The organism is Pseudomonas khavaziana, from assembly GCF_036704165.1.
GTDB classification, from domain to species: domain Bacteria; phylum Pseudomonadota; class Gammaproteobacteria; order Pseudomonadales; family Pseudomonadaceae; genus Aquipseudomonas; species Aquipseudomonas khavaziana.
Map to the genome: position 1 here is coordinate 2165902 of NZ_CP129946.1, position 24958 is coordinate 2190859.

At 58.4% G+C, this 24958-nt stretch carries 19 protein-coding genes and 3 pseudogenes; 9 read left to right on the forward strand and 13 right to left on the reverse strand.

The genetic code is table 11. From position 1 onward, the window contains the following. The 3 genes and pseudogenes from QYQ93_RS09685 (at position 1) to phnN (ending at position 1612) form a co-directional block, all read left to right on the forward strand. Positions 1-396, forward strand: a complete 396-nt coding sequence (locus QYQ93_RS09685) for a hypothetical protein (protein ID WP_043050426.1) — start codon at positions 1-3, stop codon at positions 394-396. A gap of 447 nt (positions 397-843) precedes the next feature. Beyond that, positions 844-1040: pseudogene (locus QYQ93_RS09690) on the forward strand (alpha-D-ribose 1-methylphosphonate 5-triphosphate diphosphatase); the annotation flags it as partial. Then, entirely contained in the window at positions 1040-1612 is a 573-nt protein-coding gene (phnN, locus tag QYQ93_RS09695) for a phosphonate metabolism protein/1,5-bisphosphokinase (PRPP-forming) PhnN (protein WP_217883272.1), read from the forward strand. The pseudogene QYQ93_RS09690 and the gene phnN, both read left to right, overlap by 1 nt. Before the next feature lie 837 nt (positions 1613-2449). Here phnN and QYQ93_RS09705 read toward each other — a convergent pair. Continuing rightward, positions 2450-3394, reverse strand: coding sequence for a hypothetical protein (locus tag QYQ93_RS09705; RefSeq protein ID WP_338476806.1), 945 nt, complete (start codon positions 3392-3394; stop codon positions 2450-2452). A 50-nt stretch (positions 3395-3444) separates the two neighbouring features. On the opposite strand from QYQ93_RS09705, the gene QYQ93_RS09710 reads away from it, so the two are divergent. From QYQ93_RS09710 to QYQ93_RS09720, 3 genes are all read left to right on the forward strand, one after another. Next, a complete protein-coding gene (locus QYQ93_RS09710; protein ID WP_052501177.1) occupies positions 3445-4068 on the forward strand; it encodes a M10 family metallopeptidase C-terminal domain-containing protein in 624 nt (207 codons plus the stop codon). A gap of 909 nt (positions 4069-4977) precedes the next feature. Beyond that, a complete protein-coding gene (locus QYQ93_RS09715; RefSeq protein WP_338476807.1) occupies positions 4978-6672 on the forward strand; it encodes a M10 family metallopeptidase C-terminal domain-containing protein in 1695 nt (564 codons plus the stop codon). A gap of 402 nt (positions 6673-7074) precedes the next feature. Continuing rightward, entirely contained in the window at positions 7075-8919 is a 1845-nt protein-coding gene (locus QYQ93_RS09720; RefSeq protein WP_338476808.1) for a M10 family metallopeptidase C-terminal domain-containing protein, read from the forward strand. A 140-nt stretch (positions 8920-9059) separates the two neighbouring features. Here QYQ93_RS09720 and QYQ93_RS09725 read toward each other — a convergent pair whose 3' ends face one another. The 9 genes from QYQ93_RS09725 to gcl form a co-directional block, all read right to left on the reverse strand. Next, positions 9060-10256, reverse strand: coding sequence for an MFS transporter (locus QYQ93_RS09725; RefSeq protein WP_043051301.1), 1197 nt, complete (start codon positions 10254-10256; stop codon positions 9060-9062). Between the two features lie 239 nt (positions 10257-10495). Next, positions 10496-11497 carry a sulfate ABC transporter substrate-binding protein gene (locus QYQ93_RS09730; protein WP_043051302.1) on the reverse strand — a complete coding sequence of 334 codons (1002 nt, stop codon included), beginning with the start codon at positions 11495-11497 and terminating at the stop codon, positions 10496-10498. 94 nt (positions 11498-11591) lie between these two features. Next, positions 11592-12416, reverse strand: a complete 825-nt coding sequence (locus QYQ93_RS09735) for an ion transporter (protein ID WP_046069102.1) — start codon at positions 12414-12416, stop codon at positions 11592-11594. Positions 12417-12447: 31 nt separating this feature from the next. Next, a complete protein-coding gene (locus tag QYQ93_RS09740) occupies positions 12448-13323 on the reverse strand; it encodes an urea transporter (protein ID WP_338476809.1) in 876 nt (291 codons plus the stop codon). Between the two features lie 105 nt (positions 13324-13428). Then, positions 13429-14844, reverse strand: a complete 1416-nt coding sequence (gene pyk, locus QYQ93_RS09750) for a pyruvate kinase (protein WP_046069100.1) — start codon at positions 14842-14844, stop codon at positions 13429-13431. Next, complete coding sequence (locus tag QYQ93_RS09755) at positions 14834-16114, reverse strand: glycerate kinase (protein WP_338476810.1); 1281 nt, start codon at positions 16112-16114, stop codon at positions 14834-14836. The genes pyk and QYQ93_RS09755 overlap by 11 nt, the downstream gene beginning before the upstream one ends. A 166-nt stretch (positions 16115-16280) precedes the next feature. After that, positions 16281-17171, reverse strand: coding sequence for a 2-hydroxy-3-oxopropionate reductase (locus QYQ93_RS09760; RefSeq protein WP_057014114.1), 891 nt, complete (start codon positions 17169-17171; stop codon positions 16281-16283). Between the two features lie 174 nt (positions 17172-17345). Next, positions 17346-18128, reverse strand: coding sequence for a hydroxypyruvate isomerase (gene hyi / locus QYQ93_RS09765; RefSeq protein ID WP_338476811.1), 783 nt, complete (start codon positions 18126-18128; stop codon positions 17346-17348). A gap of 10 nt (positions 18129-18138) precedes the next feature. Then, entirely contained in the window at positions 18139-19914 is a 1776-nt protein-coding gene (gene gcl, locus QYQ93_RS09770; RefSeq protein WP_338476812.1) for a glyoxylate carboligase, read from the reverse strand. Between the two features lie 254 nt (positions 19915-20168). Between gcl and QYQ93_RS09775 the strand changes: the two genes are divergently transcribed. Continuing rightward, a complete protein-coding gene (locus QYQ93_RS09775) occupies positions 20169-20609 on the forward strand; it encodes a GlcG/HbpS family heme-binding protein (RefSeq protein WP_043051310.1) in 441 nt (146 codons plus the stop codon). A 115-nt stretch (positions 20610-20724) separates the two neighbouring features. Here the strand turns inward: QYQ93_RS09775 and QYQ93_RS09780 are convergent, their stop codons facing one another. Continuing rightward, entirely contained in the window at positions 20725-21330 is a 606-nt protein-coding gene (locus tag QYQ93_RS09780; protein ID WP_043051311.1) for a TetR/AcrR family transcriptional regulator, read from the reverse strand. Positions 21331-21464: 134 nt separating this feature from the next. Here QYQ93_RS09780 and QYQ93_RS09785 point away from each other — a divergent pair, with 134 nt between their 5' ends. Then, positions 21465-22379 carry a DUF808 domain-containing protein gene (locus QYQ93_RS09785; protein WP_338476813.1) on the forward strand — a complete coding sequence of 305 codons (915 nt, stop codon included), beginning with the start codon at positions 21465-21467 and terminating at the stop codon, positions 22377-22379. Between the two features lie 636 nt (positions 22380-23015). Here QYQ93_RS09785 and QYQ93_RS09790 read toward each other — a convergent pair. Then, a complete protein-coding gene (locus tag QYQ93_RS09790; RefSeq protein ID WP_338476814.1) occupies positions 23016-24044 on the reverse strand; it encodes a hypothetical protein in 1029 nt (342 codons plus the stop codon). A gap of 182 nt (positions 24045-24226) precedes the next feature. Beyond that, positions 24227-24454 (reverse strand): annotated as a pseudogene (locus tag QYQ93_RS09795) (MlaA family lipoprotein); the annotation flags it as partial. On the opposite strand from QYQ93_RS09795, the pseudogene QYQ93_RS09800 reads away from it, so the two are divergent. Beyond that, positions 24410-24847, forward strand: a pseudogene (locus QYQ93_RS09800) (DUF808 family protein); the annotation flags it as partial. The pseudogenes QYQ93_RS09795 and QYQ93_RS09800 sit on opposite strands and share 45 nt — an antisense overlap. Positions 24848-24958 lie beyond the last annotated feature (111 nt).

The following is a 24958-nucleotide window of genomic DNA, read 5'->3' on the forward strand; positions in this document are numbered from 1 at the left end:
ATGACCGCATTTGCACGCATCACCCTGCTTAGCCTGGTACTTGGCTTGAGCGCTTGTGCGGTTCACCGCCCACCGCCGGGCCCCACCGGCCCGACCATCCCGCCGTCGGGCCCGTCGACCCAGCCGAGCACCAAGCCGTCGGGCCCGGTGACCCCGCCGCCGAAGCCACTGCCAACCAAATCGCCCACCTTCGCTCCACCACCGGGCGCCGCCAGCCACTGGGACGGCAAGATGCAGGTGTACGTACTCGACGACCAGCCCGACACCTTCTACCGCCAGCGCACCTACTATCGCTGGAGCAACGGCTGGAGCCGCTCCATCAGTCCCAACGGGCCCTGGGAAGAGACCAACGTACAGGGCGTACCGCCGGGCTTGAGCAAGCAGTACGCACAATGACAAAAGGCGACCCTCGGGTCGCCTTTTTCATGGCCTTGAAATGCACTCTGCCAATCACCGCTGGGCAAATGTGGGAGGGGGCTTGCTCCCGATAGCGTAGGTCAGTCAATGATCAGCTGAATATTACACCGCCATCGGGCAAGCCCCCTCCCACAGTAGATCTGTGCGCCATCAAGCAGCCGGGCGGCGAAGTCGGGATTGGGTGGGGCCATCCTGAAAGCGCAGGGGATTACATCGTCGTGGGCTGAAAAAACGGTCTGCCAGCCCCGATTGCAGTGGTTCAGTCACTGATGGGGTGGGTCAAACAGGGCGAGCTGTACGCAGGCGGTCGACCAGGGATGGAAACCTGGTTGGGGCACGGCCTCCTGCGTGCAGCTCGCTCGGCATGATGGAGGCATTGCACATGCTTGGCCGTAGGTAAAATCCTTTATTACGCGTGGCGCATACGTGGTGCGCGGTGGGTCGCACTCGGGTAAGGTGGCCGCCGTCGGCGTGGCCGATACACGATTGCTGGATATACTTTCCTGTGACTACCCGGCCAGCCTGTTGCACGTGGCGTTTGTACTGGCTGATCAACAGGGCGGAGCCGCTAAGGCTTGCCGGTGGTACAACAAGTCTGGAGACAAGCGAAGAGGGTGTTTTGATGGCAGGCAGGTTGATCTATCTCATCGGGCCATCGGGTTCGGGCAAGGACAGCCTGCTGGATGCCGCGCGCCCGCGCTTGGTCGAGCGCGGCTGTCGCCTGGTACGCCGGGTAATCACGCGCTCGGCAGAGGCAGTGGGCGAAGCGGCACAAGGGGTGAGCCCGGGGCAGTTTGCGGCGATGGATGCCCAGGGCGCGTTTGCCTTGAGCTGGCAGGCCAATGGCTTGTCCTATGGAATTCCTCGTGAGATCGACGACTGGCTGGCAGCCGGGGACGATGTGCTGGTCAATGGCTCCCGCGCCCACCTGGCGCAGACCCGCGAGCGTTATCCGAGGTTGCTGGTGCTGCTGCTGACGGTGGATCAGGCCGTGTTGCGCCAGCGCTTGATCGCACGGGGGCGAGAATCCCAGGAGGACATCGAAGAGCGCCTGGCGCGCAATGCGCGGTTTACTGCCGAACTGATCGCTGGCAATGGCGCGGGCTTGTTTGTACTGGATAACTCCGGCCCATTGGAACATACCGTCGCCCGTCTGCTGTGCTGCCTGGATCACGGGCACTCGGTATGCGCCTGACCCTGCTCGGCAACGGCGATGCATGGCAAGTTCAGGTGTACGGTTGCGAATGCGCGGCATGCGGGTTTGCTTCGTCTGAATAGGGGGGGCTTGCGGTACGGGGTCGTGACCTCGGAGCTCACCGTATTCATTGGTAATCGCCAAGTGCGGTAAAAGTCATTCGTGTTCGATTATTCGTTTGTTGGGTAATACTGTTGTGTGAGTGTTTATCCGTGTTGCGTCATTCTGAAATTTCAAGGTTCTATGTTGCAAGGTTTAAAAGGTGTGCACGTTTTGTGAGGTTTTTTAGTTGTGGGTAAATGTATTTTTGTGGTGTCGTGAAATCGGTCTAACGTACATGAAGTGACGTTTTAAGTTGAAATATAAGAGGTGTTGTTTGGTGTTTTTGATTGTGGGAATTTAACGCCGCTTTGATCGCGTGCTCGTATATTTTCACAGCGAATTTCGCCCTCGGCAGACTACATTGATTTTAATTATTTCAACTTGGATAGGCGGATTTTAAAATGCAGGTTAATGTTTCCAGTGTGGGGTCTCGAAGTGATGGCTTTTCCAGTGCCCCAAGACAATTTAATCCTCTGAGCAGACCGGGTGAAACTAATAAGTCCAGCATGGATAGTGACCGTCAGAGTGTCTCTACTCCATGTCCTCGTAATACCCCTGCATTCAGTCCGTTCTACAGTCCGTTGGAGGGCGAGGACTATCATGTCGATAGGCATCCCTCTAGAAGTACTGATAAGAGTGTTTTCAACGGCTTTCAAGGGCGAAGCAGCGTATTAAACGGGCTGGCGGAAAATTTTAACGGATTCAGGCAGGTAATGAGTCGCTGTGGGGGATCTATCAACCCCAATCCGTGTCCACCTCCGAGGCCGTGGCCTGAACCCTGTCCAGAACCGCAGCCCAGACCTCACCCGTGTCCACCGCCAAGGCCAGAACCCTGTCCGCGCCCGCAGCCGCGGCCGGTACCATGTCCGCCGCCGCGACCGAGACCTGAGCCGTATCCTGAGCCAAGGCCGGAGCCGCGTCCGGCACCGCAGCCCAGGCCCGCGCCTTATCCGCAACCGAGGCCTGAACCGTATCCGCAACCCCAGCCAAGGCCGGAGCCGCGTCCGGCACCGCAGCCCAGGCCTGCGCCTTATCCGCAACCGGAGCCGAGGCCTGAACCGTATCCGCAGCCCCAGCCAAGGCCGGAGCCGCGTCCGGCACCGCAGCCCAGGCCCGCGCCTTATCCGCAACCGCAACCGAGGCCTGAACCGTATCCGCAGCCCCAGCCAAGGCCGGAGCCGCGTCCGGCACCGCAGCCCAGGCCTGCGCCTTATCCGCAACCGCAGCCGAGGCCTGAACCGTATCCGCAGCCCCAGCCAAGGCCGGAGCCGCGTCCGGCACCACAGCCCAGGCCCGCGCCTTATCCGCAACCGGAGCCGAGGCCTGAACCGTATCCGCAGCCCCAGCCAAGGCCGGAGCCACGTCCGGCACCACAGCCGAGGCCCGCGCCTTATCCGCAACCGGAGCCTGAACCGTATCCGCAGCCCCAACCAAGGCCCGAGCCACGTCCTGAATCGCAGCCTCAGCCAAGGCCATCTCCAGAACCATGCCCGACCCCGGAGCCGTGTCCGGAGCCTCAGCCATGTCCAGAACCATGCCCGACCCCAGAGCCATGTCCGGAGCCTCAGCCATGTCCAGAACCATGCCCGACCCCAGAGCCATGTCCGGAGCCTCAGCCATGTCCAGAACCATGCCCGACCCCAGAGCCATGTCCGGAGCCCCAGCCATGTCCAGAACCATACCCGAGTCCAGAGCCATGCCCGGAACCCGAGCCTACACAGTGTTCACCGATGGACACCGTATACGGGTTTAACTCAAACACCGGAAATGCCGGTCGGTCCTTGGTAGCTTCCCATGACAAACCACAATTTGAAGTTGACGACAGGCAGGGTAATGACACATTCGACTTTTCCGGGTTCAGGCAGAACCAAGTCATCAATCTGGAGGCGGGTGCTTATTCAAGTGTCGGCGGAAAACCCAACAATGTTTATATCAGCCCAGCGTCAGTTATCGAAAACGCCATTGGCGGCTCCGGCAATGATCGGATAATCGGCAACGAGGCCAATAATGTATTGGTTGGGGGCGAAGGTGCAGACACGCTGCGAGGTGCAGGGGGACGCAATGTCTTCAAATACAACTCGGTAGCGGACTCTGGCTACGCAGCGGCTGATTTGCTCATTGACTTCAAGACCGGCTGGGACAAGATTGATTTATGCACCCTGGCGAACACTGCGGGAGTCAGTCTGAACTGTGTTGCCGACTTTACGGGCAAGCCCGGCGATACGGTTATTAAATACAATATGTACAGCGGTCGCTATTTTTTGGCGATCGACCTATCGGGCAACGGCAGAAGTGACTTTCTTATAAAAAGTACGCGTCCGATCAGCCCTGATGATGTCCTGGGCCTGGCTTGAGTACGGCGCTGGCTGGATGATAAGCGTGAGTTGACGCTTTGCGTCAACCTCATGCCTGTCAATGCTCGTTTCAGGGAATGCCACGGCACATCTCGCTATACGCCGATAAAAATCACTATCTCGTTACCTAATGACAGGCTGGTTACTCGCTTGATACCGCGTACAAGCCTGTCAACCTGATGTGCGCTGCTGCTTTGGCGGCATCGCGCATGCGCTTGTTTCGTTGGCCTGGATCGAGCCCGCTGGCTTGATCATATCACCCGCACGTTGACGCCAACCTAAACCCAATATTGTCTTGTCCGGCGCTCTTTGCGCCAACGGCAGACGGTTGCATGCCTGTTTCATATAGGTCTGCATTTTCCTGCAGCAAATCCGCGCATGCCTGGTCTTTATGCCAGTTGTTCATAGGCTCGGGGTCGGCCTTGTCAGAATGATCGGTTGTGGCAGTGTATTAATTTACGGTGTGGCGAAGGCGTGGATTTAATAAGTTGAAGAAGGTAACGTTTTTCGTTCGACTCTTACTCAGTATTCTCTTGTTTAGTTGCAGCGGAGTGTAGGTAGGGGAGTTTGCACTGAAATGCCGGCTCGAAGCTGCGTCTTGGAGTGTTATCTGTTTGTGAGTAATGGGTTGCAACCGAAATGGATTGTGAGTGTGTGAGTTCTTGTTTTTTCAATATAAATCAGTTGGTTGGCGTAGTTGTAGTGGCGTATGGGGTGCAGGTGTTGTTGCGGGACGTTGCGCCTCTATCGCCAAAGTATTTTGAGATTTTAGAGTGTGTCGGAGTGCACTAATTAGTATCTGGCGGACAGCGTATCTCTGTGCGAACTTAAGGGGGTGCCGACAAGTGCTATTGCTCGTATGGAGTGGAAGTACGATGTTTTGGGTTATTGCATGAGGACTTAGGTTGTATGAAATTATCAGGACCAACCGCTATTAATATTTCGCAAGAAAAGGATTTTGCTGCTCGGGGGGCTATGAGTTCTGAGCGGTTGAGGCCGTCCTACGCCCTCAATAGTAAAAAAGCGTTATTCACGACTGAGCAGGCTGGAAAACATATCACTCGGCGTGACTTCCGATTTCATGACCGTAATGGTGATCAGAAGATTGACCTGTCATTCCGGATTTCCAAGGAGCTCACACCGCAGCAGGCAGAACTGGCCAGGCAAGCATTGAAATCCTGGCAGGATATCGCCAACGTGACGTTCACTGAAAACGCCGCGAACCTCGACGGTCACGTTGATATCGGTGGTATGCCAGGAACCAATAACGGTGTGGCTTCACTGCCAAATCGGTACTTAAGAAATACATTCGCTAATATCGGCACGGCAGATGCGGGCACAAACCCTAGGCAGGGCGGGTTCTTTCGCCAAGTACTGATTCATGAAACAGGACATGCAATCGGGCTGGAGCACCCGGGTAAATATGATGGTTCCGGGACCTATGCAACGCACGCCGAGTATGCCGGGGACACTCGAGCCCGTAGTGTCATGAGCTATTTCTCGGAAAGGAATCAACCGGGGCATGATTTCCATTCGCTGCATCCCTCTGCGCCGATGATGGACGACATTGCTGCAGCCCAGCGGCTATATGGGGCTAATACCAATACGCGTAATACCGATACGACCTATGGGTTCAACTCCAATACGAATCGTGACGCCCTGAGCCTGAAAACGGCCAATGACAATCCTGTCTTTTGTGTGTGGGACGGTGGCGGTAACGACACGCTGGACTTCTCCGGGTTCTCTCAGGATCAGAAGATCAATCTCAATGCCGAGTCGTTTTCAGATGTGGGGGCATTGAAAGGTAATGTCTCTATTGCCAAGGGCGTCACCCTGGAGAACGCCGTGGGGGGCACCGGGAACGACGCTTTGATAGGCAACCACGTTGCCAATCGCCTGACCGGTGGAGGCGGAGCCGACAGTTTGCAAGGCGGTGGTGGTGCAGACACGTTTGTCTATGACCATACCAGTGATTCCACCCCTGATAACCCTGACGTCATCCTCGATTTCGAGAGCGGCGTGGACCGTCTGGATGTCTCTGCGCTGTTCAAAGGAACGAATATCAAGGCGCTGACATTCGGCGAGCGCCTGACCGGTCAACCTGGCCAAGCTGTGTTGAACTACGACGAGGGCAGTGGAGAGGGAAGTTTCGCCTTGGACCTGACCGGAAATGGTAGGGCTGATGTACTGATAAAGAGTATTGGCCGGATAAATGCCGATGATGTGTACCACGGCGTCAGCCCCTCGGTAGATCCTGAACCGGAAAATCCGGAGCCGGATACGCGGCCCGAGCCGAAAAAGCCGAAGGTCGATTCATTTCCGGACTCGTGTAGGCCCACGCCGAAGCCAAGTCAAGATGCGTGTGAGCCCAGGCCGAAGCCACGCGCGGTCTTGTGTGAGCCGAAACCAGAACGACGTGCGCCGACGCCAGCCTCATGTGTCATAAGCACGATCAACGAACGCGGGCCTAAAACTAATGCGCCTCCCATGCGGCCGGCAGTTGACGGCAAGACCGGTGCCGATCAGCGTCGATCGACATTGATGCCCGCATCTGATCAATGGGCCTTTACAGCGCGCGCATGGGGCGGATCGGTTCACGGGTGACAGCGCAAAATTTATCCAAATAAGGCGCCCTCTCCGGCAGGCAATTGCTGGTCGAAGCCTCTAAAAGTAGTGCTGAAAAGTGCCGATTATCATGGGTTGGAAGTAGTCATTTTTTTGCACCTATCAGCAGGATGGGTGTAGGACGTATTAACAGTTTATTTATTTTATTTTTATTTAGTTGCTGGCTGAAAGGCGTTTTATCGTCAGATAGTTAGCAATTTAGTAGTTCGTAAGTGTTGAGCTTGCGGAGCGTTGGCTGTTGTTTTATATAACTAACTAAGTAAGGTGTGAAGTATGGTTAATGTGAATCTATCTGGTTTGAACTCCTATGTACCTACATTAGATACGGCCCCTAAGCCATTGCCGGCGGCACCGTCGAGGGCCCATGGGGGAAAAGAGCCTGTGGGTACTTCCAACGACTCGCATTATGGAAATGATCCATCGATCTCAAAAGGGGCCAGATTGCTGAGTCTTTCTGCGCAGTCGGCAGGTGGGCTTTCCAGCCTGCAACGGCTATATGGATCGAATATGAATCCGACTGCATCAGGTCTGCTGCAGGCTGGTGAAACAATGATCGGCAATAGGCTTCTCTTGAGTATGGGGGGAGTGGACGGCAATGTTCTGACTGCTAATTGCCTGCCTATGCCAAAGGGGGAGGAGATCAAGCCCAAAGGTGAGCAGCCCAAGCCGGCCGTTGAGGAGATCAAGCCCAAAGGTGAGCAGCCCAAGCCGGCCGCTGGGGAGATCAAGCCCAAAGGTGAGCAGCCCAAGCCGGCCGCTGGGGAGATCAAGCCCAGAGGCGGGCAACCCAAGCCGGCTAGTGAGCAAACAAGGCCAGCCGGCGATCAGCCTCAGCCATTCTGTGAAGAGATAGTGCCAAAAAACGATCAGTCCAGGCCTGCTGGTGATAAGCCTAAACCTGTCGGCTTTGACGCCAAAACAAAAGGTGGCCAGCCTAAGCCAGCCGGAGCGGACACCAGGCCAGCGGGTGATAAACCCAAGGTCGCACCGCAAGGGGACCAGCCCAAGGCAACCGGAGCGGACACCAGGCCAGCGGGTGATAAACCCAAGGTCGCACCGCAAGGGGACCAGCCCAAGGCAACCGGAGCGGACACCAGGCCAACGGGTGATAAACCCAAGGTCGCACCGCAAGTGGACCAGCCCAAGACAACCGGAGCGGACACCAGGCCAACGGGTGATAAACCCAAGGTCGCACCGCAAGCGGACCAGCCCAAGACAACCGGAGCGGACACCAGGCCAACGGGTGATAAGCCCAAGGTCGCACCGCAAGCGGACCAGCCCAAGACAACCGGAGCGGACACCAGGCCAACGGGTGATAAACCCAAGGTCGCACCGCAAGCGGACCAGCCCAAGGCAACCGGAACGGACACCAGGCCAACGGGTAATAAACCCAAGGTAGCGGGTGAGGAAACCCGACCGCAAGGGGACAAGCCTAAGGTCGCCGGGGAGCAGACCAATCCCAAAATCGATCCTGCTAAGCCACAGGGCAATCAGCCGCACTCCCCAGTGGGGCCCAAGCCCAAAGCCCCGGATTTGCCTATTGACACGACCAATGCCAAGCCAACAGGTCCAGACGCACCTGTTGACACAATCTATGGGTTTAACTCCAACACTGGCAGGCCGGAAACGACGCTGACATCTGCTACGGATAAACCACAGTTCAACATCTGGGATACGAAAGGGGTCGATACCTTTGATTTTTCCGGCTTCAAGCAGGACCAGATCATCGACTTGCGCAGTGGTTCGCTTTCCAGCGTAGGGGGCTTGCGCGAGAACGTCAGGATCGGTACCTCGACCGTGATCGAAAACGCAGTGGGTGGTGGCGGTAACGATCGAATCATTGGCAACAGTGCCGATAACGTGCTGATTGGTGGTGCAGGCGCCGATAACCTGGTTGGGGGCGGTGGTTGGAATACGTTCAAGTTCAACGCTTTTGCCGACTCTACCCGCACACAAGCTGATTTGCTGTTGGACTTCAACACGGGTCAGGACAAGATTGATCTGTCGCAAATGGCGATTGATGGCAAGGTTGCGTTTAACTTCGTTGAGGAATACACCGGGAAGGCCGGCGATACCATTATCAAGTTCAACCCGCAAACAGGACGTTACTTGTTGGCGATAGACTTGGATGGTGACGGCAAGACGGACTTCTTGATCAAGAGCACCCGCATGATCAGCCCGGAAGATGTCATCGGGTTGAACATAAGGGATGCTGGTTATCTGTAACGCTGTAATGGCGAGCTAGCAACCATCGGCTTTGCAGTAAGACAGGGCAGGACTTTTTCATATGATCAAGTCCTGCTTTTTTGTGCCTGTGAATACGTAATTACGTGTGCCCAACATTTCCTGATCTGGTCACACCGCTCTCAGGCGGTGGCCGCCACGACCCCACGGGACGCACCCAGGAATCGCAGCAATGCGATCAATGGAAAGGCGCTGCCCACCAGCATCACGCCCAGCCAACCGCCATGTTCATACACACTGCTGGCAATCGCCGAGCCGAACGCGCCGCCAATGAAGATGCTGGTCATGTACAGCGCGTTGAGACGGCTGCGGCTATTGGCGTCGAGGGCATAGATGGCGCGCTGGCCCAGCACCATGTTCATCTGCACGCAGAAGTCCAGGACAACGCCGGTGACCGCCAGGCCGATCACGCTGTACAGCGGGTGCACAAACGCCGGCAGGAAGCTCAATGCCCCCAACAGCATGGCCAGCAACGAGGCGCGATGGGTGTGGCCGGCATCGGCCAGGCGACCGGCGATGGGCGCGGCAATGGCGCCCAGTGCGCCGACCAGGGCGAACAGTGCGATTTCGCTTTGGCTAAGGCCATGGTTACGCGCCAGTTCCAGCGGCGCGGCGGTCCAGAACAGGCTGAAGGCAGCAAACATGCAGCCCTGGTAAAACGCCCGTTGGCGCAGCAGCGGCTGCCCACGCAGCAAGGTAGCCAGGGAGCGCAGCAATTGGCCGTAGCTGGCGCGGTGATCGGGTTGGCGCTTGGGAATGGTCAGCAGCAGGACCACGCTGATAAGCGCCATCAACGCAGCGGCAGCCATGAACATCGCACGCCAGCCGAAGTGGTCGGCGACGACGCTGGACACCGGTCGCGCCAGCAGGATGCCCAACAGCAGGCCACCCATGATGCTGCCTACCACCCGACCGCGGGATTCGGCCGGGGCCAGGTGCGCGGCCAGCGGGATCAGGATTTGCACGGACACCGAACTGAAACCGATCAGCAGCGACACCAGCAGGAACAGATTGGGTTGTTCGGTAAACGCAGCACCCAGCAGGCTGGCGATGGCCACCACCGTGGTGAAGATCATCAGCTTGCGGTTTTCCAACAAATCGCCCAAAGGCACCAGGAAGAAGAGGCCGAGGGCGTAGCCGATTTGCGTCAGGGACACGATCAGGCTGGCCATTGTCGGTGTCAGGCCGATATCCGGGGCGATCAGTTCAATGATCGGTTGCGCGTAGTAGATGTTGGCCACGATGGCACCGCAGCAAAACGCGAACAGCATGACCATGCCCCGGGTCATGGTGCCTGTAGCGTGAGAGTTTGAGCTCATGGTGTTCTCATAAGGCGAAGGACGATGGGGTGAGAGAATAAAGACAGGGGCCGGCAGTGAGTAGGCCGCTTGGCGTGATAACTGTCATGCCGCGAAATAATGACTCAACCCAAACCAAATGTGGGAGGGGGCTTGCTCCCGATAGCAGTGCATCAGCCAATACCTATGCTGACTGACACACCGCTATCGGGAGCAAGCCCCCTCCCACAGTTTGACCGAGTTTATTCAATCATGACCACTTACTGGCCGCTGTAGATCTGGTCAAACACCCCGCCATCATTGAAGTGGGTCTTCTGCACCGTGCGCCAGTCGCCAAAGGTCTTCTCCACCGACAGGAAGTCCACCTTCGGGAAGCGGTCGGTGTACTTGGCCAATACCTTCGGGTCCCGTGGACGCAGGTAATTGTTGGCCGCGATCTCCTGGCCTTCCGGCGACCACAGGTACTTCAGGTAGTCTTCGGCCGCAGTACGGGTGCCTTTCTTCTCGACCACTTTATCCACCACCGACACGGGCGGCTCGGCTTCGGCGGATACACTTGGGTAGACCACTTCGAACTGATCCCGGCCAAACTCACGGGCGATCATTTCTGCTTCGTTTTCGAAGGTCACCAGCACGTCGCCGATCTGGTTGGTCATGAACGTGGTGGTGGCAGCACGCCCACCGGTGTCCAGCACCGGCGCTTGTTTGAACAGCTTGCCGACGAAGGTCTTGGCCTTCTCTTCGTCGCCGCCGTTCTTGAGCACATAGCCCCAGGCCGACAGGTAGGTGTAGCGGCCGTTGCCCGAAGTCTTCGGGTTGGGAACGATCACCTGCACGCCGTCCTTGAGCAAATCCGGCCAGTCTTTCAACGCCTTGGGGTTGCCCTTGCGCACGATGAACACAGTGGCGGAAGTGAACGGTGCACTGTTGTTCGGCAGGCGCGTCACCCAGTTGTCCGGCACCAGTTTGCCGTTGTCGACCAGGGCATTGATGTCGGTGGCCATGTTCATGGTAATCACGTCAGCCGGCAGGCCGTCGATCACCGAGCGTGCCTGTTTGCTGGAGCCGCCGAAGGACATCTGCAACGTCAGCTTGTCGTCAGGGTGCTCGGCTTCCCAATGCTTCTGGAAGGCAGCGTTATAGTCCTTGTAGAAATCGCGCATCACGTCGTAGGAGACGTTGAGCAGGGTGGTCGCGGCCTGGGCGGAGCCCGTCAAGGCCAGGCTGGCGGCCAGAAGAGAGGCGCTGAGGATCTTTTTCACTGCTCATTCCTTGTTGTTGAAGAAGAGGGGAGGCAATTTGCCAGCGACTATAGCCGGGCCTGCATAGACCTTTAAAGATTAAAACGACCTTTGCTTATTCCAGTTTATGGAAAAGGTTACTGCCACAGCGCGAGCAAAAAGCCGCATTGGGCTCATGGCTGTTCTTCTTGCACGCCGGACAGTCGGTTTGCAGCTGTTCACCGCGCATGGCACTGGCCAGCTCTGCAGTAAAAATGCCCGTCGGTACCGCGATGATCGAATAACCGGTGATCATTACCAGCGACGAAATCACCTGGCCCAGCGGCGTCTTGGGCACGATATCGCCGAAGCCCACGGTGGTCAGGGTGACGATGGCCCAATAGATGCCCTTGGGAATACTGGTGAACCCATGTTCCGGGCCTTCGATCACGTACATCAGTGTGCCGAACACCGTCACCAGCGTGCACACGCTGACCAGGAACACCACGATCTTCTGCTTGCTGCCGCGCAGCGCCGCCATCAGGTAGTTGGCCTGCTTGAGGTACGGGCTGAGCTTGAGCACGCGGAAGATGCGCAGCATGCGAATGATGCGGATGATCAGCAGGTACTGCGCATCGCTGTAGTACAGGGCGAGGATGCCGGGGACGATGGCCAGCAAGTCCACCAGGCCGTAAAAGCTGAAGGCATAGCGCAGCGGCTTGGGCGAGCAATACAGACGCAGGCCGTATTCGATGGCGAAGATCAGCGTGAAGCCCCACTCGATATAGGCCAGCACATCCGCGTAGTTCTGATGGATTTCATCGATGCTGTCGAGCATCACGATCACCAGGCTGGCGAGGATGATCAGCAGCAGGATGCCGTCAAAGCGCCGCCCCGCGACGGTGTCGCTTTGGAAAACCATGATGTAGAGCCGCTGGCGCCAGTCGTTGTTACTGTCCATAAGTCCTGCCTGAAGCGAATATCGAGCAAGCCTAGGGGGATTCGAACGGGCTGTCCATGTGGGGTTTGTGCAGCATTCGCTGGCTGGCGCGTACCAGCCAGCAGGCGAGGATAAACGGTGCTGTCAGCGCGGGCAGATGCAGAGCGGCGAAGCCTGGCGTGAGGAGGATTGCCAGCAGGATGCCCAGCAGCGGCAACCACGGCTGGCGACGTAACGGGCTCAGGGCCAGGGCCGCCAATGCGGGGTTATAGCTGTGCAGGCCGAGCAGGGCGCCGGAAGTTTCGTTTAACCACAGACCGGCCAGTACACCGAGACTGGCACCGCCCAAAGCCCATGCGGCCGCACGGCGGTCAGCAAACAGCAAGCCCAGGGCGATTAAAAGGCCGGCCAGGGGCTGCTCCATCAGCATGATCTGCCCGAGGCCGGTAAAGGGTGCTGCGAGTAGAGCGAACATGTCGGCCTGGGTCGGCGCAAGCGTACTTTGGGGGGCATGGCCGAGCAGCAACCAGCCGAGGCCAACAAAAGGCGCAGTGTAGACGGGCAAGTCCTGGGGCTGGCTTGCGTGTGTCAACCATTGCCGGGTGAGGATCGCGCTCAAGCCACCGCACGCCAGGATCAACGGCGGCACCAGTGCCGACCAGGCAAAGTGCTGGCTGATCAACAAGCCCAGCAGTACGCCGTTGTAGCTGTACAGCCCGGCCTGGCGCTCAGCCTTGGGATAGCCACGGCGCTGGGCCGTGAGCAAACCCGCGACGCCGCCCAGCAGCGCACCACCGAGCAAGGCCGGGGCGCCGACCAGGATCGCCAACAGGCACAGCAGGCCGCACAGCGGGTGGCGTTGCAGGAAAATCTGGCTGAAGCCATTGAGCAGGGCTTCGGCCCAGTCAGGGCAAGTGTGGTTGTGCATAGCGGCTCCCTGTAGGAGCGAGCTTGCTCGCGAAAAACCCAAGGGCGCCGCGTACATTCAGGCTACCCGCGTCATCGTTGACGTTCTTCGCGAGCAAACTCGCTCCTACAGTAGGGTTTCGATGCGCAACGAATTGGTCGACCCCGGCTGCCCAAACGGCACCCCCGCGGTAATCACCAAGGTATCCCCGCGTTGCGCCATACCCTGAGCCTGGGCGATTTCCAACGCGGTGGAACACACCTCATCCACCTGGCGCAGACGATCATTGACCACCGAATGCACGCCCCACGCCACGCTCAAGCGTCGCGCCGTGGACAGGTTCGGCGTGAGGTTGAGGATTGGTGCCACCGGCCGTTCCCGTGCGGCGCGCAAGCTGGAACTGCCCGACTCGCTGTAGTTCACCAACACCGCCACCGGCAGGATGCTGCTGATGCGTCGGATCGCGCAGCTGATGGCGTCCGACACCGTGGCATCCGCCTTGGGTCGGCTGACGTCCAGTTGCGCCTGGTAGTCCGGACCGTTTTCCACCTGGCGGATGATCTTGCTCATCATCTGCACGGCTTCCAGCGGGTACTCGCCCGACGCGGTTTCCGCCGATAGCATCACCGCGTCCGCACCCTCGGCCACAGCATTGGCGACATCGGTGACTTCGGCACGGGTCGGCGCCGGGGAGAAGCGCATGGACTCAAGCATCTGCGTGGCGACTACCACTGGCTTGCCGAGTTGGCGGCAGGTGCTGATGATGTCTTTCTGGATCTGCGGCACGCTTTCGGCCGGTACTTCCACGCCCAGGTCGCCTCTGGCTACCATGATCGCATCGCTCAGCTCGGCAATTTCCTGCAGGCGCTGCACGGCCGAAGGCTTCTCGATCTTGGCCATCAGAAACGCCTTGTCGCCAATCAGCTCGCGGGCCTCGCGGATGTCTTCCGGGCGCTGTACAAACGACAGTGCCACCCAGTCCACCCCCAGTTCCAGGCCGAAGCTCAAGTCGCGGCGATCTTTGGCGGTGAGCGGGCTGAGTTCCAATAAAGCTTGCGGGACGTTTACGCCTTTGCGGTCTGACAGCTCGCCGCCATTGAGCACGGTGGTGTCGATGGCGTCGGCATGCTTGGTAATCACGCGCAGGCGCAGCTTGCCGTCATCAAGCAGCAAGTCCATGCCCGGTTCAAGGGCTGCGATGATTTCCGGATGGGGCAGGTTGACGCGGCGCTGGTCGCCGGGCGTCGGGTCCAGGTCCAGGCGCAGGGCCTGGCCGCGAATCAACTGCACCTTGCCCTCGGCAAAACGGCCGACCCGCAGCTTTGGTCCTTGCAGGTCCATGAGGATGCCCAGTGGATAGTTCAACTGGCGCTCCACCTGGCGAATCCACTGGTAGCGCTGGGCATGGTCGGCGTGTTCGCCGTGACTGAAGTTGAGACGGAAGATATTCACCCCGGCTTGCACCAGCTCAAGGATGTCATCGATACCGTCGGTGGCCGGGCCCAGGGTGGCGAGGATCTTGACCTTTTTGTCAGGCGTCATGTTTGGCAGTCTCAAGGATCAGGATGGCACGGAAGTCATTGACGTTGGTGCGGGTCGGCTCGGTGATGATCAAGTCGCCCAGGGCGTCGAAATAACCGTAGCCGTTGTTGTTATCCAGCTCGTCGCTGGCCGACAGGCCCAGGGCTTCGGCGCGGGCGTAGCTGCTGGGAGTCATGATGGCGCCGGCGTTGTCTTCCGAGCCGTCGATGCCATCGGTGTCGCCGGCCAGGGCGTACACACCGGGCAGGCCCTTGAGGCTGTCGGTGAGGCTGAGCAGGAATTCCGCATTGCGCCCGCCACGGCCATTACCGCGCACGGTGACAGTGGTCTCGCCGCCGGACAGGATCACACAGGGCGCCGCCAATGGCTGGCCGTGCTGGACGATCTGCCGGGCGATACCGGCATGTACCTTGGCCACTTCCCGTGCTTCACCTTCCAGGTCGCCGAGGATCAGCGGGCTGAACCCGGCCTGGCGCACTTTCACCGCCACCGCTTCCAAGGATTGCTGGGGGCGGGCGATCAACTGGAAGTGACTGCGGGCAAGTATCGGGTCGCCAGGCTTGACGGTTTCCGAGGCTGGGTTTTGCAACCAATTGCGCACTGAGGCGGGAGCGTCAATGCCATAGCGCTTGAGGATTGCCAGGGCCTGTTGCGAGGTGCTCGGGTCACCGACTGTTGGGCCCGAGGCGATCACCGTGGCCTGGTCACCCGGCACATCGGAAATCGCGTAGGTGTACACGGTGGCCGGCCATGCCGCCTTGGCCAGTCGCCCGCCCTTGATCGCCGAGAGGTGTTTGCGCACGCAATTCATCTCGCCAATGGTGGCGCCGGATTTGAGCAAGGCTTTATTGATGGCTTGCTTGTCGGCCAGGCTGATGCCTTCAGCGGGCAGGGCCAGCAATGCGGAGCCGCCACCGGAGAGCAGGAAGATCACGCGGTCGTCTTCGCTCAGGTGGCTGATCAACTCCAGCACGCGCTGGGCCACGGCCAGGCCGGCAGCGTCGGGGACCGGGTGGGCCGCTTCGACCACCTCGATTTTCTGGCACGGCGCGCCGTGGCCGTAGCGGGTGACCACCAGGCCCGACACTTCACCCTGCCAGCAATTCTCGATCACCAGGGCCATGGCAGCCGCGGCCTTGCCGGCGCCGATCACGATCACCCGGCCACTGCGGTCGGCAGGCAGATAGGGTTCAAGGACTTGCCGGGGGTGGGCGGCGTCGATGGCTGCGGCAAACAGCTCACGAAGCAGGTGTTGCGGATCGACCGACATAAGCGGGCTCCCGGATTCTTGTTATTAGCATTGGGACTTGGAACGCAATCAAAAGGTGGGAGGGGGCTTGCTCCCGATAGCGGTGCATCAGTCGACATAGTGGTTGAATGACAGATTGCTATCGGGAGCAAGCCCCCTCCCACACTGGATTGCATTCCAAGATGGGTTACTTATCGCGGATCGAGAAATTGGCCATATGCTCCAGGCCCTTGATCAGCGCCGAGTGGTCCCAGTTACCGCCGCCAATGGCCGTGCAGGTGCTGAACACTTGCTGGGTGCCGGCGGTGTTCGGCAGGTTGATCCCCAGTTCCTTGGCGCCGGCCAAGGCCAGGTTCAGGTCCTTCTGGTGCAGGTTGATGCGAAAGCCCGGGTCGAAAGTACCCTTGATCATGCGTTCGCCATGCACTTCCAGGATCTTCGACGACGCAAAGCCGCCCATCAGCGCTTCCCGCACCTTGGCCGGGTCGGCGCCGTTCTTGGAGGCGAACAGCAGCGCTTCGGCCACCGCCTGGATGTTCAGTGCAACGATGATCTGGTTGGCGACCTTGGCGGTCTGGCCATCGCCATTGCCGCCCACCAGGGTGATGTTCTTGCCCATGGCCTGGAACAGCGGCAATGCACGTTCGAATGTCTGCGGTTCGCCACCGATCATGATACTCAAGGTGCCGGCCTTGGCGCCGACTTCACCGCCGGACACCGGTGCGTCCAGATACTGCGCGCCGGTCTCGTTGATCTTCGCCGCGAACGCCTTGGTGGCGGTGGGGGAGATCGAACTCATGTCGATCACCACTTTGTTCGGCGACAGGCCGGCGGCCACGCCGTCGGCGCGCAACAGCACGTCTTCGACCTGTGGGGTGTCCGGCACCATGACGATGATGAATTCGGCTTCTTGCGCGACTTGCTGCGGGTTGGCCAGGGCGATGGCGCCAGCGTCGATCAGCGCTTGCGGGGCCTTGCCGTGATGCTCGGAGAGAAACAGTTGGTGCCCTGCTTTCTGCAGGTTCGCGGCCATGGGCTGGCCCATGATGCCGGTGCCGATAAATCCGATTTTAGCCATGATCAAAATCCTCTTTTTTATCCGGTAGGCAGACTTGTTGAGGTCTGCCAGACACATCAGGTCCAATGTGGGAGGGGGCTTGCTCCCGATAGCGGTGCATCAGTCGACACACCTGTTGAATGAAAGATTGCTATCGGGAGCAAGCCCCCTCCCACAGGGGTTACGCGGTGTGTGTTAGAGCGCGTTATGGGTTTTGAGCCAGCCCAAACCCGCTTCGGTGGTGGTCAAGGGCTTGTACTCACAGCCAACCCAACCCCTGTAGCCAATGCGGTCCAGATGCTCGAACAGGAAGCGATAGTTGATCTCCCCAGTCCCGGGCTCATTGCGCCCCGGGTTATCCGCCAACTGGATATGGTTGATCACACCCAGGTGCGTCGCCATGGTCCGCGCCAGGTCACCTTCCATGATCTGCATGTGGTAGATGTCGTATTGCAGGAACAGGTTGTCACTGCCCACTTGCTCGCGAATCGCCAGGGCCTGGGCCGTGTTATTCAGGTAGAAGCCCGGGATGTCACGGGTGTTGATCATCTCCATCACCAGCTTGATGCCCGCCGCTTGCAGCTTGTCGGCGGCGTACTTGAGATTGGCGACAAAGGTCTTTTCCAGGGTTTCGTCGTCCACGCCCTGTGGACGGATACCCGCCAGGCAGTTGATCTGGGTATTACCCAGTACCTGGGCGTAGGCGATAGCCAACTTGACCCCGGCGCGGAATTCCTCGACCCGGTCCGGGTGGCAAGCCAGGCCGCGCTCGCCCTTGGCCCAGTCACCGGCCGGCAAGTTGAACAGCACCTGGCTCAAGCCGTTGGCATCGAGCTGCGCTTTGATTTCGGCAGAGCTGAATTCGTATGGGAACAGGTATTCCACGCCCTCGAAGCCGGCATCGGCGGCGGCCTTGAAGCGGGCAAGGAAGTCCTGTTCGGTAAACAGCATGGACAGGTTGGCGGCAAAGCGCGGCATAGGGTTCTCCTTAATCGAGCAGGGAAATGGCGGTCGGCGCATCGTTGCCGACCAGGGCCAGGTCTTCGAATTCATTGACGGCGTTGATTTCGGTGCCCATGGAAATATTGGTCACCCGTTCCAGAATAATCTCAACGATCACCGGCACCTTGAATTCTTCGACCATTTCCTGGGCGCGGCGCAGGGCTGGCTGGATCTGCCCTGGCTCGAACACGCGCAGGGCCTTGCAACCCAGGCCCTCGGCGACGGCCACATGGTCGACGCCATAGCCGTTGAGCTCCGGGGCATTGAGGTTGTCGAAGGACAGCTGCACGCAATAGTCCATTTCAAAGCCGCGCTGGGCCTGGCGGATCAGCCCCAGATACGAGTTGTTTACTACCACGTGGATGTACGGCAGCTTGAATTGCGCGCCCACCGCCAGTTCTTCGATCATGAACTGGAAGTCATAGTCGCCCGACAACGCCACTACCTTGCGGCTCGGGTCGGCCTTGACCACGCCCAGCGCCGCGGGAATGGTCCAGCCTAACGGGCCGGCCTGGCCGCAGTTGATCCAGTGGCGTGGCTTGTAGACGTGCAGGAATTGCGCGCCGGCAATCTGCGACAGGCCGATGGTGCTGACGTAGCAGGTATCTTTGCCGAACACCTGGTTCATCTCTTCGTACACCCGTTGCGGCTTGACCGGCACGTTGTCGAAGTGGGTCTTGCGGTGCAGGGTGGCTTTGCGCTGCTGGCAGTCATGCAGCCAGGCGCTGCGGTCCTTGAGCTTGCCGGCGGCTTTCCACTCGCGGGCCACTTCAATGAACATCGTCAGCGCGGAACCGGCGTCGGAGACGATACCCAGATCCGGGGTGAACACGCGGCCAATCTGCGTCGGCTCGATGTCGACGTGGATGAATTTGCGCCCTTCGGTGTAGACCTCCACCGAACCGGTGTGGCGGTTGGCCCAGCGGTTGCCGATACCCAGCACCACGTCCGACTTGAGCATCGTCGCGTTGCCATAACGGTGGGAAGTTTGCAGGCCGACCATGCCGACCATCAGCGGGTGATCGTCGGGGATGGTACCCCAGCCCATCAGGGTCGGAATCACTGGGATGCCAGTTAATTCAGCGAACTCCACCAGTAACTCGCTGGCGTCGGCGTTGATGACGCCACCACCGCTTACCAGCAATGGGCGTTCAGCCTGGTCCAGCAGCGCCAGGGCTTTCTCGACCTGGATACGCGTGGCCAACGGCTTGGCCAAAGGCAGGGGCTGGTAGGCGTCAATGTCGAATTCGATTTCGGCCATCTGCACATCGAACGGCAGGTCGATCAGCACCGGGCCGGGGCGGCCGGAGCGCATTTCATAGAAGGCTTTCTGGAAAGCGTAGGGCACTTGGCCGGGTTCCAGCACGGTGGTCGCCCACTTGGTCACCGGCTTGACGATGCTGGTGATGTCCACGGCCTGGAAGTCTTCCTTGTGCATGCGAGCGCGGGGGGCTTGCCCGGTGATGCACAGGATCGGGATCGAATCGGCCGAGGCGCTGTACAAACCGGTGACCATGTCGGTGCCCGCTGGCCCGGAGGTGCCGATGCACACGCCGATATTGCCGGCCTTGGTGCGGGTGTAGCCCTCGGCCATGTGCGAGGCGCCTTCAACATGGCGAGCAAGGACGTGATCGATGCCACCCACCTTCTGCAAGGCCGAATACAGCGGGTTGATCGCAGCGCCTGGGATACCGAAGGCGGTATCCACACCTTCACGGCGCATTACCAGGACGGCGGCTTCGATTGCTCTCATTTTGCTCATGGTTTTGGTGCCTCTTGCGTTTTGTAATTGTATACAAGTGGTGTCGATGCAAAGTGTATTCACGGCTGGCTGCGCAGGTCAATGCATTTTATGAACGGGCCTTTGCGCTCGTCGGAAAGGCTTTTTTCGACGTGCGGAGCTTTTGTTTAAAAATATTGTATACAAAAATAAACACCATTGTGTTCTATTTGTTTGGTGAGCATCTGATCAAACAGAACTCCACCGCTTTCCAATAACAAAAGAAGGACGGCACCATGAGCGCTTTAACCTTGAAAATTGCCACCCAACTAGCCAGCCAAGCCATCGCCGCAGGCCGAACGATTTGCGCAGCGCCGCTGACCATCGCGGTACTCGATAGCGGAGGGCACTTGATTACCCTGCAGCGCGAAGACGGCGCCAGCCTTCTGCGCCCGCAAATCGCCATCGGCAAGGCCTGGGGGGCGATTGCCCTGGGCAAGGGTTCACGTTTGCTGGCGTTGGACGCACAGCAGCGCCCGGCATTTATCGCGGCGTTGAACAGCCTGGGGCAGGGCAGCGTGGTGCCGGCACCGGGTGGGGTGTTGATTCGGGATCAGGCGGGGTTGGTTCTGGGGGCGGTGGGAATCACGGGGGATACGTCGGATATTGACGAGCAGTGCGCGATCACCGCGATCGAGGGGCTGGGATTGATGGCGGATGCGGGGGTGTCTGCCTGATCCTGGGTGACAGTCAGGGCCAATCGGGAGCAAGCCTCCTCCCACACTTTGACCGCGTTCACATCAAAAATGTGGGAGGGGGCTTGCCCCCGATTGGCACAGGCACCGCGGTCTTTCAGTCCGGCTCACACCCCTTGAGCACCAACCGAATAATCGTCTGCGCCGCCGCCTCATAGTCGGCCTCATCCAACTTGGCCTTGCCGGTCACCGCCGAGATCTGCCAGTCAAAGTCCGCATAAGTCTGGGTCGCCGCCCAGATGCTGAACATCAGGTGATTAGGGTCGATAGCCGCAATCAACCCACGGTCCACCCAGTTCTGGATACAGTCGATGTTGTGCTTGGCCTGGGCATTGAGTTGTTCAACCTGCTCGGCGCTCAGATGCGGCGCGCCATGCATGATCTCACTGGCGAACACCTTGGAGGCGAACGGCAGGTCGCGGGAGATGCGGATTTTCGAGCGGATGTAGTTGCTTAACACCTCCTTGGGCTCGCCGTCGGGGTTGAACGGCGTGGAGGCGGCCAGAATCGGCTCGATAATGCTCTCGAGCACCTCGCGGTAGAGGTTGTCCTTGGACTTGAAGTAGTAATAGACGTTGGGCTTGGGCAGCCCGGCCTTGGCGGCGATATCGCTGGTCTTGGTCGCGGCGAAGCCTTTGTCGGCAAACTCCTCGCTTGCCGCCCGCAGGATTTTTTCTTTGTTGCGCTCGCGAATGCTGCTCATAAACCAGAGGTTTCCTTGCCGTGACAGGCGGTTGCGCATGGTAGCACCGGCCATCCGCGGGCCTCAACAATCTGCCCATAACGCCTTGCGCCGCGCTATGCTCGCCCGATCTCCCCCTTACGGATACTTGATTCATGGCAGGAAGCAGCTTGTTGGTGTTGATCGACGATATCGCCGCGGTACTCGATGACGTCGCTCTGATGACAAAAATGGCGGCCAAGAAGACCGCCGGGGTGCTGGGTGACGACCTGGCGCTCAATGCCCAGCAGGTCTCCGGGGTGCGCGCCGAGCGGGAAATCCCGGTAGTGTGGGCGGTAGCCAAGGGCTCGTTTATCAACAAGTTGATCCTGGTGCCGACCGCGCTGTTGATCAGCGCCTTCGTCCCGTGGGCGGTGACGCCATTGTTGATGCTCGGTGGTGCCTACCTGTGTTTCGAAGGCTTCGAGAAACTGGCGCATAAATTCCTGCACAGCAAGGCCGAGGGCCAGGCCGAGCACGCGCAATTGGTCGAAGCCGTGGCCGACCCGGCCACCGATTTGGTGGCCTTTGAAAAGGACAAGATCAAAGGTGCAATCCGCACCGACTTTATCCTCTCCGCCGAAATCATCGCCATCACCCTGGGCACCGTGGCCGACGCACCGTTGATGCAACAGGTGGTGGTGCTGTCGGGCATTGCGATTGTGATGACCGTGGGCGTCTACGGGCTGGTGGCGGGTATCGTCAAGCTGGATGACCTGGGCCTGTGGCTCACTCAAAAGCCTGGCCAGATGGCGCGCAGTATCGGTGGCGCAATCTTGCGGGCGGCACCCTACATGATGAAAAGCTTGTCGGTGATTGGTACGGCAGCGATGTTCATGGTCGGTGGCGGCATCCTCACCCATGGTGTGCCGGTGGTGCATCACTGGATTGAATCGGTGAGCCAGAGCGCCGGGGCTCTGGCTTGGTTGATGCCGACCTTGCTTAATGCAGTGGCAGGGATTATTGCCGGCGGCATTGTATTGGCGGCGGCCAGTGTCATCGGCAAGGGCTGGAAAGTGGTCAGGTCTTGACCTGTCTGACAAAAAAGCCAATGCAGACCTTTTATGAAGTCAGCCCCGCCAGGGTGCAGCTAAGTCAAGACCTGGCAAGCACGTGCTGCCAGGGTCAGTACTATCAGTACTGGATTTGTGTTCTCTGGAAATCGCTCAGTTCACTGAATAATTGGTTCGTAAACGCGTCAGGCTCCGATGCCTCTTGAACAAGCGAGTTAAGTTCTGAGGGCGTTTTACTTGAGAGTTGCTCCATTGGATCAGAAGTTATTTTTTTCTGTGTGGAATGGTCATTAAGGTACTGATGTAGAGCAGGGTAAGAGAGGGCGAACTCGGACATGATGGTTTCCTTGAATTGTTTATGCAGATTGAATAAACGCGGCACGGGTAAGAGATGACGCGTACTGCTGTGTGGCAGATTTCGCATAATGAGTTCCATGTTTTCGTACATATCAAGTTGACAAATGACAGGCGAAAAAAAGACCATTCAATGGAGTGGTCTTTTTTCGCCGCGGGGGGTACTCGGCAGTCTGCACCTTACGCGACTCCGTATAGATATACCGCACCTTCGCATACTCAAATGGCAGAGTTCATCTGCCCATTGATGTGACCAAATTCATCAGGCCAGTTCAATGACGGTTTGAGTTCTGAGGGAGTTTACAAGTTCCTTCCGAGGCCCCTGCCCATCATGCTTTTAGCTGGGTCTGGGCTTACAGGCGCGCCTGGGTTATTTGAAGTGCCGGCAGGCTCATTCCGGGCGGGGGCGCGGTATTTCTCCAGTGCTGGGTAACCGATCTGGCTGAACTCTGCAAAGGTGCGATGCACGTCGCGCGCATTGCTGCGGTCATCGTTGATTTTAGACGCGAGGAACTGGGTAACACGACCCAGTTTGTTCATCGCGGTGCGCCGGTCCTGTTCGTCTGGGTTGGTTTTTCTGAAGTCGCCAACAATATGAGTCAGGTCTTCAACCAGTTTTTTTGCGCGTTCGGCTTGTTTTGGAGGCAACTCGCTGGGAAGAGGTACGAAGTCAACGACGCGATATTCATTTTGTAACTGCAAGGCTGTACGCTCATCCTCCGCGGGAATTTTGTCGTGGGGCGTGGGAAATGGAACTTCCCAATTTTCAACAGGTGGCTCTTCGACCTGTATTACTGGCCTGTGGGTAGGTTCTATATTCTGTCCGCCAGGGCCTTGAAGTGCGTGATAGCCATCCCTGGCGAAGTTCAGGACCATTCTGGCTTCTGAGCCTTCAACGGTAAGGGCTCCATCGGACAGCCCTTGGTACGCGATTTTCGACCTAAACTTTGTCTCGCCTTCAATAAAGCCGTTGTTGGCTATGGAATCGTTGCCCCCTGATTGAGCGATAAATTGGAGTACTTTCTCTGCGTTGGCGGCCACGTCAGCTCGCTCTTTATAGCTCAGTGTTGGATCGTTAAAGTTGCCGCCGATTTGCCAGTAGAAATCCTCCAGCCGGTCGTGTGCCAATAGAGGTGCTTGCGGGTTTTTGGGGTCAGATGACCCAAAGATCTGTTTGAAAAGGGGCCCGTTGGTAATCTCCTCTACGGTCCGATTGTCGCCCGGCGCTCTGCCCGTGTTTTCAGTTGGGGGCTGAGAGACTGAAGATTCTTGCTTGGGGGCATTCATGACTGGAGGCTGAATGAAGGGAGAGGGCGTGATAGAGGACATGATAGTTTCCTTTAATTGTTTCGTGTCAGGATGGAAAACGCTGCTATGGCAGGAGGTCAAGAACGCACTCCTAGGTGGTTGATTTCGCACAGTGAGTTCCTGTTTTCCTTAGAGGGCAAATGGATAAATGACAGACGAAAAAAAGGCCATTCAATCGAATGGCCTTTTCAATGACGCGAGATTTACTCGGCAATCTGCAACTTACGCGACTCCGTATAGATATACCGCACCTTCTCATACTCAAACGGCGAGTTCATCTGCCCATAGCGGAAGCTGCTCTGGTAGCGCTTGTCCACTGCGCGCAGGGCCCAGATTTCCGGGTGGTTGGAGCTGACTTCGGACACGTTGAGGAAGTTGATCTGGGTCTCGGCGCTGTAGTCGACGATCAGGCCGGTGGTGTCGCGCAGGTGATCGTGCTGTCCGGCATTGCGATTGTCATGACCGCGGGCGTCTACGGGCCGGTGGCGGGTATCGTCAAGCTGGATGATCTGGGCCTGTGGTTCACTCAAAAGCCTGGCCAGATGGCGCGTAGCATCGGTGGCGCAATCTTGTGGGCGGCGCCTTGCATGATGAAAAGCCTGTCGGTGATTGGTACGGCGGCGATGTTCATGGTCGGTGGTGGCATCCTCACCCATGGTGTGCCGGCGGTGCATCTCTGGATTGAATCAGTGAGCCAGAGCACCGGGGCCCTGGCGTGGTTGATGCCAACCTTGCTTAATGCGGTGACAGGGATTCTTGCCGGGGGCATTGTGTTGGCGGTGGTCAGTCTGATTGGCAAGGGCTGGAAAGGGGTAATGTTTTGATCTATCTGACTAAAAAACAACCCAGACCTGTCATGAAGTCAGCACCATCCTAGTACCTTGCTGAATAAAGCCATGCGGTCAAAAAACTGAGGCTAAATCTGTGTTCCAGCT